Source organism: Hyphomicrobium sp. (assembly GCF_019744875.1).
Taxonomy (GTDB): Bacteria; Pseudomonadota; Alphaproteobacteria; order Rhizobiales; family Hyphomicrobiaceae; genus Hyphomicrobium_C.
Genome location: NZ_JAIETU010000013.1, coordinates 102,211 through 117,839 on the forward strand (window position 1 = coordinate 102,211; position 15,629 = coordinate 117,839).

General features: G+C 64.9%; 15 protein-coding genes and 1 pseudogene. 7 read left to right on the plus strand and 9 right to left on the minus strand.

Annotated elements, in window-relative coordinates; genetic code table 11:
* The first annotated feature begins 70 nt into the window (after positions 1 to 70).
* Positions 71 to 1,204 (plus strand): phosphoribosylformylglycinamidine cyclo-ligase, encoded by a 1,134-nt coding sequence (purM, locus tag K2Y42_RS18660; protein ID WP_291155449.1) that lies wholly within the window; start codon positions 71 to 73, stop codon positions 1,202 to 1,204.
* 61 nt (positions 1,205 to 1,265) lie between these two features.
* On the opposite strand, the gene K2Y42_RS18665 is transcribed toward purM, so the two are convergent.
* A complete protein-coding gene (locus K2Y42_RS18665) occupies positions 1,266 to 1,499 on the minus strand; it encodes a hypothetical protein (RefSeq protein ID WP_291155452.1) in 234 nt (77 codons plus the stop codon).
* 192 nt (positions 1,500 to 1,691) lie between these two features.
* Between K2Y42_RS18665 and purN the strand changes: the two genes are divergently transcribed.
* Entirely contained in the window at positions 1,692 to 2,357 is a 666-nt protein-coding gene (purN, locus tag K2Y42_RS18670) for a phosphoribosylglycinamide formyltransferase (protein WP_291155455.1), read from the plus strand.
* A 387-nt stretch (positions 2,358 to 2,744) separates the two neighbouring features.
* On the plus strand, positions 2,745 to 4,109 hold the full coding sequence (locus tag K2Y42_RS18675) for a cytochrome P450 (RefSeq protein ID WP_291155458.1): 1,365 nt from the start codon (positions 2,745 to 2,747) through the stop codon (positions 4,107 to 4,109).
* 82 nt (positions 4,110 to 4,191) lie between these two features.
* Here the strand turns inward: K2Y42_RS18675 and ndk are convergent, their stop codons facing one another.
* Positions 4,192 to 4,614, minus strand: coding sequence for a nucleoside-diphosphate kinase (gene ndk, locus K2Y42_RS18680; RefSeq protein ID WP_291155461.1), 423 nt, complete (start codon positions 4,612 to 4,614; stop codon positions 4,192 to 4,194).
* Between the two features lie 352 nt (positions 4,615 to 4,966).
* Between ndk and K2Y42_RS21320 the strand changes: the two are divergent.
* Both K2Y42_RS21320 and K2Y42_RS18685 read left to right on the plus strand, forming a co-directional pair.
* Positions 4,967 to 5,122: pseudogene (locus K2Y42_RS21320) on the plus strand (DUF4339 domain-containing protein); the annotation flags it as partial.
* A gap of 498 nt (positions 5,123 to 5,620) precedes the next feature.
* The gene (locus K2Y42_RS18685; RefSeq protein ID WP_291155464.1) at positions 5,621 to 6,565 is read left to right on the plus strand and encodes a hypothetical protein; all 945 of its coding nucleotides are present in this window, start codon (positions 5,621 to 5,623) and stop codon (positions 6,563 to 6,565) included.
* 40 nt (positions 6,566 to 6,605) lie between these two features.
* Here K2Y42_RS18685 and K2Y42_RS18690 read toward each other — a convergent pair whose 3' ends face one another.
* Entirely contained in the window at positions 6,606 to 6,926 is a 321-nt protein-coding gene (locus K2Y42_RS18690; RefSeq protein ID WP_291155467.1) for a multidrug efflux SMR transporter, read from the minus strand.
* A 238-nt stretch (positions 6,927 to 7,164) separates the two neighbouring features.
* Here K2Y42_RS18690 and K2Y42_RS18695 point away from each other — a divergent pair, with 238 nt between their 5' ends.
* A complete protein-coding gene (locus K2Y42_RS18695) occupies positions 7,165 to 9,066 on the plus strand; it encodes an ABC-F family ATP-binding cassette domain-containing protein (protein ID WP_291155470.1) in 1,902 nt (633 codons plus the stop codon).
* A 144-nt stretch (positions 9,067 to 9,210) separates the two neighbouring features.
* On the plus strand, positions 9,211 to 9,615 hold the full coding sequence (locus K2Y42_RS18700) for a hypothetical protein (RefSeq protein ID WP_291155473.1): 405 nt from the start codon (positions 9,211 to 9,213) through the stop codon (positions 9,613 to 9,615).
* 254 nt (positions 9,616 to 9,869) lie between these two features.
* On the opposite strand, the gene K2Y42_RS18705 is transcribed toward K2Y42_RS18700, so the two are convergent.
* The 6 genes from K2Y42_RS18705 to K2Y42_RS18730 all read right to left on the minus strand — a co-directional run bounded on the left by K2Y42_RS18705 (position 9,870) and on the right by K2Y42_RS18730 (position 15,616).
* Complete coding sequence (locus tag K2Y42_RS18705; protein ID WP_291155476.1) at positions 9,870 to 10,073, minus strand: hypothetical protein; 204 nt, start codon at positions 10,071 to 10,073, stop codon at positions 9,870 to 9,872.
* Between the two features lie 523 nt (positions 10,074 to 10,596).
* A complete protein-coding gene (gene glyS, locus K2Y42_RS18710) occupies positions 10,597 to 12,720 on the minus strand; it encodes a glycine--tRNA ligase subunit beta (RefSeq protein ID WP_291155477.1) in 2,124 nt (707 codons plus the stop codon).
* 271 nt (positions 12,721 to 12,991) lie between these two features.
* Positions 12,992 to 13,417, minus strand: a complete 426-nt coding sequence (locus K2Y42_RS18715) for a hypothetical protein (RefSeq protein ID WP_291155478.1) — start codon at positions 13,415 to 13,417, stop codon at positions 12,992 to 12,994.
* On the minus strand, positions 13,414 to 14,367 hold the full coding sequence (locus K2Y42_RS18720) for a glycine--tRNA ligase subunit alpha (protein ID WP_291155480.1): 954 nt from the start codon (positions 14,365 to 14,367) through the stop codon (positions 13,414 to 13,416). The genes K2Y42_RS18715 and K2Y42_RS18720 overlap by 4 nt, the downstream gene beginning before the upstream one ends.
* Before the next feature lie 157 nt (positions 14,368 to 14,524).
* A complete protein-coding gene (locus K2Y42_RS18725) occupies positions 14,525 to 14,731 on the minus strand; it encodes a hypothetical protein (RefSeq protein WP_291155482.1) in 207 nt (68 codons plus the stop codon).
* 48 nt (positions 14,732 to 14,779) lie between these two features.
* The gene (locus K2Y42_RS18730; RefSeq protein ID WP_291155483.1) at positions 14,780 to 15,616 is read right to left on the minus strand and encodes a S49 family peptidase; all 837 of its coding nucleotides are present in this window, start codon (positions 15,614 to 15,616) and stop codon (positions 14,780 to 14,782) included.
* Positions 15,617 to 15,629 lie beyond the last annotated feature (13 nt).

Here is a 15,629-nt window from a genome sequence, read left to right on the forward strand (position 1 = left end):
CCATCTCCAGACGACATTCGGGCGAAAATAGGGATCAAACCCCGTGCGCCCGCGCTCATTTTGAGGACGTATGAGCCAGCCAACGGACGGTTCCCCCGCACCGAGCATCACCTACCGCGAGTCGGGGGTAGACATAGACGCCGGCAACGCCCTCGTCGAGGCGATCAAGGGAATTGCGGGGTCCACCCGCCGCGCGGGAGCCGATGCGGACCTCGGCGGCTTCGGTGGCCTGTTCGATCTCAAGCGCGCCGGCTACCGCGATCCCATCCTGGTCGCCGCCAACGACGGCGTGGGCACCAAGCTCCGCATCGCCATCGACACCGGCCGCCATGCCACGATCGGCATCGACCTCGTCGCCATGTGCGTCAACGATCTCGTCGTCCAGGGCGCGGAACCTCTGTTCTTTCTCGACTATTTCGCCGTCGGCAAACTGGATGTCGCAACCGCGACGTCGGTCGTGGCCGGCATCGGCGAAGGCTGCCGTCAGGCGGGCTGTGCACTGATCGGCGGGGAAACCGCGGAAATGCCCGGACACTACAAGGGCGACGACTACGACCTTGCGGGCTTTGCCGTCGGCGCCGTCGAACGCGGCGAGATCCTTCCGCGACTGGACGTAGCGATTGGCGATCTGATTATCGGCCTGCCGTCGTCGGGCGTGCACTCCAACGGCTACTCCCTCGTACGTCGCCTCGCCGCCGAGGAAAAGCTCGGCTGGAACGACCCGGCGCCGTTTGCCCCGGGCGTCTCGCTGGCCGACGCCCTGCTCGAGCCGACCCGCATCTACGTGAAGCCCATCCTGCGCGCGCTGGAGGCGACCAGCGGCGCAGTCGACGGCCCGATCAAGGCGCTGGCTCACATCACCGGCGGCGGCCTCTCCGAGAACCTGCCGCGCGTGCTTCCGCCCACCGTTGCCGCCGCCATCGACCTGACGAGCTGGCGCGCGCCCGCCGTCTTCGGCTGGCTCGCGAAGGCCGGCCGCCTGCCCGACGCCGAGATGCTCCGCACGTTCAACTGCGGCATCGGAATGGTCATCGTCGTCGCGAAAGAGGGCGTCGAAAGCGTGATGGAACACCTCGCCGCAGCAGGCGAGCAGCCTGTCGTGATCGGCGAAGTCGTGCCGCCCACGGGCGAGAAGGGCTCGGCTAAGGGCAAGGGCGAAGCGTGGGCCGTCGCCTACGAAGGCGCGTTGAAATTCACCGGCTGAGCAACGGGCCCGCGGCCCAACCGGCAGGGCGCGAGGCCCCGCCGGCTAAGGCCGCGAAGCGCTATGCCACGACTTCGGCGATGTCGCTGATCTGCGCGGGATACGTCGGCCGGGTGTTGTCCTGGTTCCAGACGCCTTCCGCGTAACGCGTCCCCCCTTCACCCGTCACTTTGACGTCGGTGAAGCCTGCCGCTTGAAACTTGTTCGCAATCATCTCGTTGCTCGCGATGCGCTCGACGAAGCCCAAGGTGATGACCGACCTGTATCGTTTCCCCTTTTGGAGCGTGAAATCCATTTTCGTCCTTACGCCTCCACATGGCTCAATCCAGGAATGATGATATAGCACGATCCGGACGCTCAGTGCCCCCAATGAGCGCTCCCAGTTCATGAGCGCACCGGGTTCATGGAGAAGCACACTGCAAGGCACCCAACCGGCCGGCCGTCATCTCGCCTGCCGCCTCCCGTCAACCTCGGCCAACTCTAGAACATGACCGCACCCGCAAAACCTCGCATCGCGATTTTCATCTCCGGCCGCGGCTCCAACATGCAGGCCCTCGTCGAGGCCGCCCGCGCGCCCGACTATCCGGCAGAGATCGCTCTCGTCATCGCCAATCGCCCCGATGCGCCGGGCCTTGCGTGGGCGAAGGCGCAGGGGCTGTCCGTGCTGGGCTTCGACCACAAGCATTACGAGAGCCGGGAGCATTTCGAAGGACAGCTCCAGAGCGTGCTCGAACTGTCCCGCATCGACATCGTCGCCCTCGCGGGCTTCATGCGGCTGATGACGGCCGAGTTCGTCTCGCGCTGGTACGGGCGCATGATCAACATCCACCCCTCGCTGCTGCCCGTGCTCAAGGGCCTGAAAACCCACGAGCGCGCCCTCGAGGCCGGCGTGCGGATCACGGGTTGTACGGTCCATTTCGTCAGCGCAGAAATGGACGCGGGCCCGATCATCGGCCAGGCGGCCGTGCCGGTGCTGGCCTCGGACACGCCCGAGACCCTCGCCGCCCGTGTTCTGGCCGCAGAGCACGTGCTCTATCCGCGCATGCTGGCCCTCGTGGCGCAAGGCAAAGTCCGCGTCGACGACACCGCGGTCCGGTGGCAAGACACTGGTATTGCTGAGATTAACCAGTCGGCCATGCTGGTCTCGCCATAGCCCGATTGCGCGGATACTGAACGCGGTCTGGATGACGGACTGGTCTAGACCATTGGCCGAGCGCGATGCTGACGCATGGACAGTCTAAAACCGACGGACCTAGAGTGCTCTTGAACAGCGACATGCCGGACGACAGGCCCCATGCGGCGTCAACTTTGCGTGCGGGTTCCCGTGGAAACATCCCTTGGCCCGCCACTATACTAGCGTATGCGTGAATTGAGGGCTGCCACCCCAGATTTCATTGCGCCCTGTCAAACCCTTGGGCGCAAAAAACCTTGAGAACGAACAATCCGCTCCGGCCTCCGTTCGAGGTCTACGGCGTTCGCTGATGACAACCTTCGCTTGGGGCCTCAACGGCCCCACCGGATCGACCCGGAGAGAATTCGTATGACCGCAGAAACGACAGACGCACAGTCCGGCATGGGCCTCGGCGACGAGAGCAGCATCTGGTTCAATCTTTCGCCGCTGCTGAAAGATCCCGAGAACCCGATGCGCCTGCTGATGCAGATGGCGGATCGCTACGGCCCTGTCATTCCCGTCAACATGGCCAACCAGCGCGTCGTGCTGGTGACGGACCCGGAGTACTTCAAGCACATCCTCGTCACCAAGGTGGACAACTACGTCAAATACTTCGACGGCCTGAAGCCGATCTTCGGCAAGTCCATGATCACGCACGACGGCGCGCTCTGGCAGAAGATCCGCATGCCCCAGCAGCCGGCGTTCCACCCGGACGCCTTCGGCGACTACATCCCCTACTTCATCGACGCCATCAAATCGAAGATGGCCGCCTGGGGCGAGCTGGCCAAGACCGGCGAGACTTTCGAGATGGTCGAGCAGACCTGGACGCTCGCCGCCGACATGATCTGCAAGGCGCTGTTCGATCGCGACATGCCCTTCAATCCGCACTTCGTGTTCAAGTGCGTGAAGACCTACACCGACGTGTCGAACCACAAGGACATCCGCCTCAAGCGTCAGGCCGACGCGCTCTTCGAGGTCGGCGAGGAAGACACCGCCAAGGCCGTCGAAGCCTGGTGGAGCGTGCCACCCGCCGTGTTCGCCGCCGATCCGCGCGAGGAGCGCGAAAAAACGCTCCTCAAGATGATCGAGGCTGCGGTTGCAGATCCCGCAATTCCCGAGTTCGACCAGCAGCAGGCCATCGACGAGATCAAGCAGTACCTGTGGGCCGGCACCGAAACGACGGCGCTGACGCTCGCCTGGGCGCTCTATCTCACGTCGAAGCACCCGGAAGCCGCCGAGCGCATCCGCCGCGAGGGCGAAACCGTGTGCGGCGATCGCGAGCCGACGGCGGCCGACTACTCGGCACTGCAGTACACGCGCTCCGTCATTCAGGAGACGATGCGTCTCTATCCCCCGGTCTGGAGCTTGATCCGCGTCGCAACCCAGGAAGACACCATCGCCGGCAAACAGATCCTGCCCGGCGACCGCATCGTGCTGTTCGGCTACGGCGCCCACCACAATCCGAAGTTCTGGAAAGACCCGGAAGCGTTCGTGCCCGAGCGCTGGATGGACAAGACCCAGAAGCAGGTGAAGTACAGCTACATCCCCTTCGGCGCCGGCAAGCGCTCGTGCATCGGCGGCGCCATGAGCCAGGTGGAGAACACTCTCGCACTCTCGATCCTGCTGCGCCGCTTCCGTCCAGAGTACGTCGGGCTCGAGCCGCCGGGCATCAACGCCACCGTGACGCTGACGCCGCGCGGCGGCCTCTTGTTCCGCGTTCGCGAGCTGAGCTGATCCTCAGTCAAACAAACGGCAAAAAAACGGGTCCCGAACGGGACCCGTTTTCGTATCTCGATGCGGTCGCTGAAACGCGACTTTAGCCGACGATTTCTTCCGGCTTGAAGAAGAGCGCGATTTCGCGCGCGGCCGATGCAGCGCCGTCCGAACCATGCACGGAGTTCTCACCCTTCGAGAGAGCGAACAGCTTGCGGATCGTGCCGTCGGCCGCCTGGGCCGGATCGGTCGCGCCCATGACTTCGCGATACTTGGCGATGGCGTTGTCGCCTTCGAGTACCTGGATCACGACGGGCTCGGAGGTCATGAACGACACCAGTTCGCCGAAGAAGGGGCGTTCCTTGTGCTCTGCGTAGAATTCCTGCGCCTGAGCCAGCGCGAGCTTGACGCGCTTCTGGCCGACGATACGCAAGCCCGCCTTCTCGATCACGGCATTGATTTCGCCGGTGAGGTTGCGCTTGGTCGCGTCCGGTTTGATGATCGAGAAAGTCCGCTCGTTTGCCATTGGCTTTCGCAGTCTCCGTGTTCTTTCGAATTTTGCTTCTATCGCGGCGGTTTATAGGAAAACTGCGCAGCCATTAGGACGTGGCGGCTTAACGCAGGCGCATACCGCGTCCCTATAGCCGCTGAAAATGCCCTGTAAAAGCCTGGATTCAATGTCTGATCAGGCTTTGGCTGCGCAGATCGCACAGACTATCCCTCCTGTCTATGACGAACGTTTAAGGGGAACGGACCGTCAGGGCCTGCATGTGGGTAGCAGCGACATCGAAATGGGACTTCGGACGGGGCATGGCCGCCGCCACCGGCAGGGCGCTAAGGACTTGCCCTGCCGTTTGGACTTCATGGTATGAGCAGGCATGAGCGGAACAGACACGAACTTTCAATGGTTCATCGCGCGGGACGGCCGGCAGCACGGCCCAGTCTCGGACGTCGAGATTCGCAAGCTCGTTGAACTCGCTCACCTGAAACCGACCGACCTCGTCTGGCGGCAGGGCTTCTCCGACTGGCGCACGGCGGCATCTGTTTTTCCGATCCCCGAAGCGCAGGCAGCACCCGCGGCCCCGGCGCAGGCACCAAACCCTCAATCGCCCTCCCCGTCAGGTGCGGCACAGGCGCCCGTCTCCACCCAGGCTCCGGCCGGTCAGTCCCCATCCTCGGCATTTCAGGTTCCCGGCCCCCAATCGACGGGCCCCGGATCAGGCCCCGGCCCGGGTTCTATGCAAGGCCTGAGCGCCGCGCACGGATCGAGCTTTGGATCCGCCCCGGGGCAGCCCTCCGGACCCGCGGCCTCACAACCCTATTCCCCGTTCGGCCAGCCCGGCCCCGGACGAGCGCCCGGGCCTGACCCGTTGGCGACACGCCCGCTGGGCAATCCCATGCCGGGCAGCGGCCCCTATCCCGCCGGCGCCCCCGGCCCAGGAGGACCTGGGCAAGGAGGACCTGGACCGGGAGGACTGGGAGGCCCAGGACCAGGGCCCGGCCCGGCCGGCTCGCCCCGCATCACCACCGATATGCGCCGCCCCGACAAGTCGGCACAGTCCCGCGCCAAAGCAGCCCCGCGCAAAGGCCGCCGCATGGCGCTGGTCGCGACCGGCCTCATCGGCATGACGGCCGCGGGCGCCTGGCTGAGCAGCCAGTACAAGGACCAGATTATCGCTTACGTCCACGCACCCGGCAGCGACACGGCTGACGGCGAAAAATCTGCGGACGGCTCCACCGCCACGGCCACTGCCGGCGTGATGGCCGACGCCACCAAGCCGTCGGAAACGGCGGCGACCCCGGTCGCGAACGTTGTGCCGGACGTCGGCCAGATGGACGCAAAACTGCAGGCCCGCCGCATGTGGGTTGCGATCAAGCAGCAGTTTCCGGACCGCTATCAGGAAATCGTGACCCAGTCGGCGCGCCTGACCGCCGAGCAGAAGCCGCAGCCGGAAATCACCGCGTATCTCATCGGCGAGATCGTGAAGATCCGCCGCGAGAACGCGCAGCATGCCTTGGCCGCGCCGACGGCGCGCCACAAGGAGCTCGCGGCGGCATTCCTTGCCAACCTTCAGGAACTTTCTCGCGAAGGCGGCGACGGCTGTTACGAGTTCATCTCGCGCGGCGAAAACAGTGCCGCCATTCTTTCGCGCATCGACGACGCCTCACGCAGCACCGAGATCGAAACGCAACTCGTGACCATCGTCTCCGCAATCGTCGAGGGACGCGCGCAGCCCGCGACGCATCCCTCGCCCGTCAAGACCGACTACGACGTGCTGGCCGGCGAACTCGGCCGCCTCGGCTGGACGCAGGCCGACATGCGGCTCTTCGCCAATCCGAAGGAGCTCGCTAAGGCGCCGCGCGAACGGGTCTGCAGCATGTTGAAGGACTGGTTTACCGCGCACCTCGCGATCCAGGACCCCTCGACGCAGGAGCGTCTCCTGTTCGAAACGCTGAAGCCTGTCGTCTCGGGCTAGCGATGAACCAGCCCGCCCGTTTAAGGGCGGGCCGCTCGGCTCAGGGCGCCGATCCGATCTTCATCAACACCAATCCGGTTGCGATGAGCACAATCGCCGCGATCCGCGTGACGCTCGCGGCCTCGCCGAGTATCACGACGCCCACCAGGAACGCGCCGATCGCGCCGATCCCCGTCCAGATGGGATAGGCCGTTCCGAGCGGAAGCGTCTTCATGGAAATTGCGAGCAGCACGAAGCTGCAGATCATCGTGGTGATCGTGAGCACGCTCGGCCAAAGCCGCGTGAACCCATCCGACTGCTTCATGGCGAGCGACCACACGACTTCAAGGAAACTTGCGGCGAGAAGCGCAATCCAGGCCATAGCTCGGCCCTCCCGTGAATAGACCAGGCCGTCCCAGCGGAATTGTCGGTGGATGCGAGGTCGTCCCCGCAAGGCAAAATCTAGAGAGCTGCGCCCCGCCTTTCAAGCCGCATTCAGAGCGGGACCTGGCGGCCTTTGGTCGCCACCTGCGGGCCGGCGTGACAAGGCGCTCGCGAGGCGGTATGCGCAGGGGAACAATCACAGTGCCCGATAGCGACCGGCAGTCCGAAACACATCGATGTTGCATATCAACGAACTCACCTACCGCATCGAAGGCAAGCCAATCCTCGAGGATGCGACCGCCGCCATCCCCGAAGGCCACAAGGTCGGCCTGGTCGGTCGCAACGGCGCGGGCAAATCGACCCTCTTGAAGCTCATCGCGGGCGATCTTCACCCCGACCTCGGCGGCATCACCCTGCCGCGCGGAGCGCGCATCGGGCGCATCGCCCAGGAAGCGCCCGGCGGCGACGACAGCCTCATCGACTGGGTGCTCTCGACCGACCTCGAACGCGCGAGCCTGCTCGCCGAAGCGGAAACCGCCACCGACCCGCATCGCATCGCCGAAATCCAGATCCGCCTGACGGACATCCACGCCCACGCCGCGCCCGCGCGCGCCGCGAGCATCCTTGCGGGCCTCGGTTTCGACGAAGAAGCCCAGCGCCGCCCCTGCGCGTCGTTCTCAGGCGGCTGGCGCATGCGCGTCGCCCTCGGCTCGGTTCTGTTCCTTGAGCCCGACATCCTGCTCTTGGACGAGCCCACGAACTATCTCGATCTCGAAGGCACGCTGTGGCTCGAAAGCTATCTGAGGACGTATCCGCATACCGTGCTGCTGGTGAGCCACGACCGCGATCTCCTGAACCGCGCCGCCGCCGCCATCCTCCATCTCGACAAGGGCAAGCTCACGCTCTACGCGGGCGGCTACGACGACTTCGAGGAAACGCGCCGCGCGAGGCAGCGCCTCGAGCTCAAGCTCAAGAAGAAGCAGGACGACGAGCGCCGCCGCATCCAGGCCTTCATCGATCGCTTCAAGGCCAAGGCGACGAAGGCCAAGCAGGCCCAGTCGCGCGTCAAGGCGCTCGCCAAGATGCAGCCCATCGCGTCCCACGTCGAAGACCGCGTTGCCCCCATCGCGCTGCCGAGCCCGGAGAAGGCGCTCGCAAGCCCGCTCCTGCGTCTGGAAAAAGCCTCCGCCGGATACGACCCGGCGACGCCGATCCTCACCGGCCTCGACCTGCGCATCGATCAGGACGACCGCATCGCGCTGCTGGGCGCGAACGGCAACGGCAAATCGACCTTCGCCAAGCTGATCGGCGGCAAGCTGGCCCCGCTCACGGGGAATGTGTATGGCGCCAACCGCGTCACGGTCGGCTACTTCGCCCAGCACCAGCTCGACGAACTGAACCCGCTCGCAACCCCGTTCGACTACGTCGTCAAACTGATGCCCGAGGCAACCGAAGCGCAGCGCCGCACGAAGCTCGGCACCTGGGGCTTCGGCGCCGACAAGGCCGACACGAAATGCTCGAACCTGTCCGGCGGCGAGAAAGCGCGTCTGCTGTTGGCGCTGACCGCGTTTCACGCCCCGCATCTTCTGATCCTCGACGAGCCGACCAACCATCTCGACGTCGACAGCCGCGAAGCGCTCATTCACGCCATCGCGGAATACGAGGGCGCGGTCATCCTGATCAGCCATGACCGCCATCTCGTCGAGGCGACGGCCGATCGCCTCTGGCTGGTCGCCGGCGGCACGGTGCGCTCCTACGACGGCGACATGGAAAGCTACCGCACGGAGCTGCTTCAGACGCGCGCGCCGAAGGCCGAGCGCCGCAGCACGGGCGATGCGAACACGGAAGCGCGCGCGAGCCGTGCCGATCAGCGCAAGGCGGCAGCCGACAGGCGCGCCGAACTCGCACCTCTCAAGAAGGCCATGCAGACCGCGGAGAAGGCAGTCGAGAAGCTTTCCGCCGAGCTAGCCAAGTTGGATGCGCAGCTCGCCGCACCCGATCTCTATGCGGATGCCGCAAAAGCAAGCCGCATCTCGCAGGAGCGCGGACAGACCGCAAAGCGCCTCGGCGAAGCGGAAGAAGCCTGGCTCGCCGCAACGGGCGCCTACGAAGACGCCGAACAGGACGTCACCGCCTGACGGCCGCGCAAACCGCGCGACGCGTCCAATTTAAAGTCGGAACCCACCTCCGCTTCGCGCGTTTTCAACGCATGGAGACGTGCGGCGCCCACCGAGGCGCCGCGAGCGCTTGCGCCGTCTCCACCGTCATAAGGAGGAAAGATCATGATGCCCCGCAAAATCATGATGAAACGCGCCATCGCGCTGACGTCCGCGCTGACGCTCGGCGCTCTCGCCGCCCACGCCGAAAACACGATCAGCACCGATGGACTGAAGGCGTCGACGAGCGCGGTGTCCATCGGAACCGTTACGGCTGAAAAGGACGGTTATATCGTCGTCCACCGCACGGATTTCACCGGCACGCTGCCGGGCGCGATCATCGGCCATGCGCCGATCAAGGCGGGCCAGAGCGCAGAGGTCTCCGTTCCTCTGAGCGTGCAGCCGGAGGCGGGTTCGAAGCTGATCGTCATGCTTCACGCAGAAGGCAACGGCGACACCACGTTCGACGCGGCCGACAAGCCCGTCACGGAGGGCCGCGGGCCCGTCCAGCAGATCGTGACCGTGCAGTAAAAAGTGGATCTCGGATCGCCGAAACCCAGCGGCGGATGCGGTCTCAAAATCCGCTTGATGTAACGCGGCTCGTTTTCGAACGGGTTGCCAGTCTCACGATCATGAGCAACCGGCGGTCCCCTCAAGGCCGCCGGTTTTCATGTTTGGCTTTTCGTGGTGTCTTGCGATGAGCTGACGCCGCGTTGGCAGAGCGGCCCCGTCGAAGCACACAGGCAGTCGAAGCGCCGAGGCAATCGTCGGCGCGCGTGATGCGCTTAGTGGTGGATCAACTGGCTCAGAAGTTCGCGCGCGGTCTGCTCGGGCGGCGTCGAGTCTTCGGCCGGCACCTGTAGGCGCACCACGCCCTGCGGCGCCCAATAAATCACTGCCACCGAGTCTCCATCCGCGATGAAGGTGGCATCGTGATACTTGCCGTCTTTGGTGACGCTGAACGGCGTCGGCGCGCAGGCGCTGCTCATGATCTTGTCTCCTTCAACCCGGAGCCAGCATTGATTTTGGCCAACCTAGCGTGAATCGCACCACCTCCGCCCTACGTGCGATTACCTAGCCAATTTCGATCCATCCCCGCGGAATTTCTGACGAAATGTCGTTCGATGACGTCATGGCGCGCTTCCCAGACGACATAGCAGCCCTACCGCGTGCTGACGAAAGGAGAGACGATCCTCACGTCGCGCATGGGCGTGCGAGCGCGCTGCTCAATACCTTTCATCCTAGGCCAGAGGCTGGGGGAGCGAGGTCACACACCACAACCGTCATCCCGGCGGAGGCCGGGATCCAGACACGCCACGGCTAGTCATCCGTACAGTGTGGAGCCTTCTCGACGTTGTCATCCTAGGCCTTGTGCCTAGGATCCATCGGCCCGTGCAGGAAAGCCCCACCGACAAGACGCGACGCTTCACCAACCGCTGAAGCCCGGATGAGCAGGCGGTTCGGCGACTGCCTTGCAACGCAACCGGAATGGCAGCGGAGCAAACGGCAGCGTCAGCCCGCGATCTTCGAGAAATCCGCAACCGTAAGCGTCGCGGCGCGGATCTCCGACAGCAGCTTGAGACGGTTGTCGCGCAGCGCCGGATCCGGCGCGTTGACGGTGACCTTTTCGAAGAACGCATCCACTGGCGCGCGCAGCTCCGCGAGCGCATTCATGGCGCCCTTGAAGTTCTCGACGTTGAGCGCCGCAACCGTGTCCTGCTTGACGCCCTCGATCGCCGCCGCCAGCGCCAACTCCTCGTTCTCGCGGAGCAGCTTCAGATCGTAGCCGCCGGCATAGCTGGTCTTGTCCTTCTTCTCCTCGATGGCGAGGATGTTCGACGCGCGCTTCACGCCCGCGAGCAGGTTCGCGCCGTCATCGGTTTTCAGGAACTCACCCAGCGCCTCGACGCGCCGCACGATCAACGCGAGATCATCCTGCCCGCCGAGCGAGAACACGGCGTCGATCAGATCATGCCGCGCGCCCTTGTCCTTGAGATAGACCTTCAACCGGTCCGCGAAAAACGACAGCAAGTCGGCCGCGACGCCATTCCCTCCCCCCTTCTGGGGGAGGGTTAGGGTGGGGGGGAACCCCGGACGCTTGGCGTCGGCGCCATCACCGAGATGATCGCGAATGACCTTCACCAGCGGCACCCTCAGATCATTCTCGATCACGATCCGGATCACACCCAGCGCCGCACGCCGCAACTGATACGGATCGCCCGATCCCGTCGGCTTCTCGTCAATCGCCCAGAAGCCCACCAGCGTGTCGAGTTTATCCGCCAGCGCGACAGCAATGGCCACCGCATCGCCCTCGTCTTCCTTCGGCACGATGTCCGTCGGGCCCTTGGGCTTGTAGTGCAGCTCGATGGCGCGCGCGATCTCGGGCTTCGCGCCCGCATGCTCGGCGTAGTAGCGCCCCATCAAACCCTGCAGTTCGGGGAACTCGCCGACCATGCCGGACACGAGATCGGCTTTCGACAGCTCGGCTGCACGCCGCGCATCCTGCGGGTCAGCATCCACCGCGCCCGCGATCTGAAACGCCAGCTCCTTGATGCGCTCCACACGCTCGGCCTGCGTGCCGAGCTTCTCGTGGAACGTGATCCCTCGAAGCGAAATCGCCATCTCGTCGAGCGGACGTTTGAGGTCCTGCTCCCAGAAGAACTTCGCATCGCTCAGGCGCGCGCGGATCACCTTCTCGTTGCCGGAGACGATCTGCGCGCCCCCGTCCGTCGCCGTCAGGTTCGAAACCAGGATGAAACGGTTGGCGAGCTTCTTTGTCGCCGGATCGCGCAGCGCAAAGCACTTCTGATGCATCTTCATTGACGTCATCAGACACTCGGCCGGCACGTCGAGAAAGCTCTCGTCGAACGACCCCATCAGCACGACCGGCCATTCGGTGAGGCCCGCGTTCTCGGCCAGCAGCGCCTCGTCCTCGATCAGTTCGAGCTTGGCCTTGTCCGCCAGCGCCGCCGCCTGCTCCTTGATCTCCTCCGCCCGCTCGTCGGCGTTGAGCATCACCGCATGGCCGGCGAGCTTTTCCGCGTAATCCTCGAAGCCCGTGACCTCGAACAGCACGTTGCCGTGGAAGCGATGTCCGCGCGTGGCGTTGCCCGCCGTCACGCCCGCGACCTCCAGCGGCACGACCGCGCCGTCGATGAGGCACACGATCGACTTGAGCGGCCGGATCCACTGGAACGTGTCCGATCCCCAGCGCATGGACTTCGGCCACGGAAATTTCGCCAGCACGCCCGCCACGACATCGGCCACGATGGCTGTCGCGGCCCGGCCCGGCTTCTCGATCCGCGCGATGTAATAGTCGCCCTTCTTCTCGTCGTGGACGATCTCAGCGTCCGACAGCGAGGCCAGCCCCGCCGACTTGAGAAACCCGGCCACCGCCTGCTCGGGCGCGCCCACGCGCGGACCCTTGCGCTCTTCGGAGACAGCGGGCGAACCCTCCGGCACATCCTCGACGGCGAGCGTCAGCCGGCGCGGCGTCGCGAAGCTGTGCGCGTCTCCGATTGCGAGACCGGCAGCCCGCAGGCCTTCGGTGACAAGACGCTTGAGGTCCTCCGCGGCGCGCGCCTGCATGCGCGACGGAATCTCTTCGGAAAAGAGCTCAAGCAACAGTTCGGCCATGGGTCGGTGCCTCGTAGAGTGCTTCCGGAAAAGTGGGAACCGGTAATGGCGGAGCCATGCCAGCAACAGTGTCCGATAGGAAGCACGACAAAAAAGGTGGGGTCTTCAGCGATCAATCGAAATCCGAAAGCCCCGGATGGCGTTTCGTCGAGTGTGAGACATACGAGCCTGCCCGCCCACCGGCAACCCGCCACAAGGCCCCGCGAGACATAAAAAAACCGGGGGCACGCTGGTCGCATGCCCCCGGGTTCTGACGGAAAGATTGCCGTGCTTACGGTGCCGGAGCGGGCGCAGGCTCGGTCGCCGGCGCTTCGGGTGCCGCGGGCGTCTCCGGAGCAGGCGCGGGTGCGGCTTCGGGAGCCGGAGCGGGCGCAGCCTCAGGCGCGGCGGGAGCGGCTTCCGGAGCAGCGGGCGCGGCCTCGGGTGCGGGAGCAGGCTCAGGTGCGGCGGCCGGCGTCGGCTCGGGCGCAGGTGCCGGGGCAGCCGCGGGGGTCGCCTCCGGAGGCGGCGTGCCGATGTATCCGATCGCCTGCTTGCCGACATCGTCGACCGTGCCGGTGCTGGTGAGATAGCCGAGCCCGACCACCAGCGCTGCAAAGAACATCCAGAACACGGCCCGGTGTCGGGCCAGCAGAATGCCGCCGATCAAGAGCGCCGGTACACCGATCGCAAGGATCCCAATCACTGTCTCGTTCACGAACGTCCTCCCTCGGATGCGAGCCACGCGGCGCAGCAGGCCTTGGCCAGCTCACGCACACGGAGAATATATCCCTGCCGCTCCGTAACAGAAATTACGCCTCTTGCATCGAGCAGATTGAACACATGAGAGGCTTTTATGCACTGGTCGTAGGCGGGCAACACCAAGAGATGCTTTTCGCCATTTGCGCCCTTGGAAAGCAGCGATTTGCATTCGTTCTCGGCATCTCGGAAGTGCTGCAGCAGCAGCGCCGTATCGGCATGCTCGAAATTGAACCGCGAATACTCTTGTTCCGCCTGCAGAAAAACGTCGCCGTACGTCAATTTGCGATCGTCAGTGCGGCCGTTGAAGTTGAGATCGAACACGCGGTCGACGCCCTGCACGTACATGGCGAGGCGCTCGAGACCGTAGGTAATTTCCCCCGCCACCGGGTTGCAGTCAAAACCGCCGACCTGCTGGAAGTAGGTGAACTGCGTCACCTCCATGCCGTTGCACCAGACTTCCCAGCCGAGCCCCCAGGCGCCGAGTGTCGGGCTCTCCCAGTCGTCTTCCACGAATCGGATGTCGTTGACCTTGGTGTCGATGCCGATCGCGTCCAGGCTCGCCAGATAGAGGTCGAGGATGTTCTCGGGCGACGGCTTCATGATCACCTGGAACTGGTAGTAGTGCTGAAGCCGGTTCGGGTTCTCGCCATAGCGCCCGTCCTTGGGTCGCCGCGACGGCTGCACGTAGCACGCGCTCCAGGGCTTCGGCCCGAGCGAGCGCAGCGTGGTTGCCGGATGGAACGTACCCGCGCCGACCTCCATGTCGTAGGGCTGCAGCACGACGCAACCCTGCGCGCCCCAGAACTGCTGCAGCGTCAGAATGAGGTCCTGGAAGCTTTCCTTCGGCCGCAACGGAGGCGCAGCGGAGGATTTGGCCTCGGCCGGTCGGGATGCTGTTTTTGCCATTGCGGATATGCCGGAATTTTGGGGGTTGAGCCGCGCACTATACGCATTCGCGCTCCCCTGTCACGGGCTCGACGCTACCGGCCGGCTCTCGGGCCGTGCCCCCCTGCAAAAGGCGGAAAAAAGAGAGACGCAAGTGCTGCCTGGCGGCGGGGAAAAGCTACTTCACCCGCGGGCGGTACACACCTGACTGAGGATCGAGGTCGAGCGCACCGAGATCCTTCGGGGCGGCGCCGGGCGCGCTTCTCATGGACGACGGCTTCATGGACGCCGGATCGGCCGTCGCGTTCTGCACGAGGCGCGAGACCCATTTGAAACCGGCATAGAGCCCGGCACCGGCGATCACCAGGGCGAACACATGCGGCATGGCGTGTTAGACCTCCTCACGAACCGGACGGCGAAACGAAGCGCGCGCTCATAGCCCGAAGCGCGACCACAGGGCGCGGATCTCGATAGCCGACACCAGATCGTCGGCGAAAGCAAGACCAGCGGATTCGGAACCGCCGAACACCGACGGCAGCTTGCGCAGCCGCGAGGCGAGCCAACCCCGTTCCACCGGCACGACGCGCAGCCGCACGTTCTCGCCATGCACCTCGCGCATCTTGGTGCGCACGTCAGAAATGCCGTCGATGAGCCCGAGTTCCAAAGCGTCCGACGCCGACCAGAACGCGCCCGAAAAGAGCTCCGTGTTCGGTCCCTTGAGCCGCCCCACCCGGCGATCCTTGACGACGCCGATGAACACATCGTGCACGTTGCGCTGAATGGACTTCAGGCGCTCGATGTCGTCGGGCTTTTCAGGCTGGAACGGATCGAGCGATCCCTTGTGCGTGCCCGCCGTATAGACGCGGCGCGTAATGCCGAGCTTTTCGATCGCGCGGTCGAGACCGAAGCTCGCCGAAATCACGCCGATCGATCCGATGATGGACGACGGATCAGCATAGATCTCATCGCCCGCGACCGCGAGATAGTAGCCGCCCGACGCCGCCACATCCTCGCAAAACACATAGATTCTCTTGCCCTTTTCCTCGGCGAGCTGGCGCATCCGCTTGAACAGCAGGCTCGACTGCACCGGACTGCCGCCGGGCGAATTGATGACCACGGCTACCGACTCCGCGCGCGACATCGAGAACGCCCGTTCGATCGGTCCCGCCAGCGCCGCAAGGCTCAGCCCCGGCCGCAGCGGCGAGGCCATGCCGATCGCCCCTGACAACCTCAGCACGGGCACGACCGGGCCCCGGTTGAACCAGCTCATAAAGTGTCTCCTT

Coding starts and splice junctions, on each gene's coding strand:
- K2Y42_RS18705 (WP_291155476.1), bottom strand. CDS start 10,073: ATGAGCAGCGCCTGCGCGCCGACGCCGTTCAGCGTCACCAAAGACGGC.
- glyS (WP_291155477.1), bottom strand. CDS start 12,720: ATGGCCGAACTGTTGCTTGAGCTCTTTTCCGAAGAGATTCCGTCGCGC.
- purM (WP_291155449.1), top strand. CDS start 71: ATGAGCCAGCCAACGGACGGTTCCCCCGCACCGAGCATCACCTACCGC.
- K2Y42_RS18685 (WP_291155464.1), top strand. CDS start 5,621: ATGCGCCGCCCCGACAAGTCGGCACAGTCCCGCGCCAAAGCAGCCCCG.
- K2Y42_RS18665 (WP_291155452.1), bottom strand. CDS start 1,499: ATGGATTTCACGCTCCAAAAGGGGAAACGATACAGGTCGGTCATCACC.
- K2Y42_RS18720 (WP_291155480.1), bottom strand. CDS start 14,367: ATGGCAAAAACAGCATCCCGACCGGCCGAGGCCAAATCCTCCGCTGCG.
- purN (WP_291155455.1), top strand. CDS start 1,692: ATGACCGCACCCGCAAAACCTCGCATCGCGATTTTCATCTCCGGCCGC.
- K2Y42_RS18675 (WP_291155458.1), top strand. CDS start 2,745: ATGACCGCAGAAACGACAGACGCACAGTCCGGCATGGGCCTCGGCGAC.
- K2Y42_RS18725 (WP_291155482.1), bottom strand. CDS start 14,731: ATGCCGCATGTGTTCGCCCTGGTGATCGCCGGTGCCGGGCTCTATGCC.
- K2Y42_RS18695 (WP_291155470.1), top strand. CDS start 7,165: ATGTTGCATATCAACGAACTCACCTACCGCATCGAAGGCAAGCCAATC.
- K2Y42_RS18730 (WP_291155483.1), bottom strand. CDS start 15,616: ATGAGCTGGTTCAACCGGGGCCCGGTCGTGCCCGTGCTGAGGTTGTCA.
- K2Y42_RS18700 (WP_291155473.1), top strand. CDS start 9,211: ATGATGCCCCGCAAAATCATGATGAAACGCGCCATCGCGCTGACGTCC.
- K2Y42_RS18690 (WP_291155467.1), bottom strand. CDS start 6,926: ATGGCCTGGATTGCGCTTCTCGCCGCAAGTTTCCTTGAAGTCGTGTGG.
- ndk (WP_291155461.1), bottom strand. CDS start 4,614: ATGGCAAACGAGCGGACTTTCTCGATCATCAAACCGGACGCGACCAAG.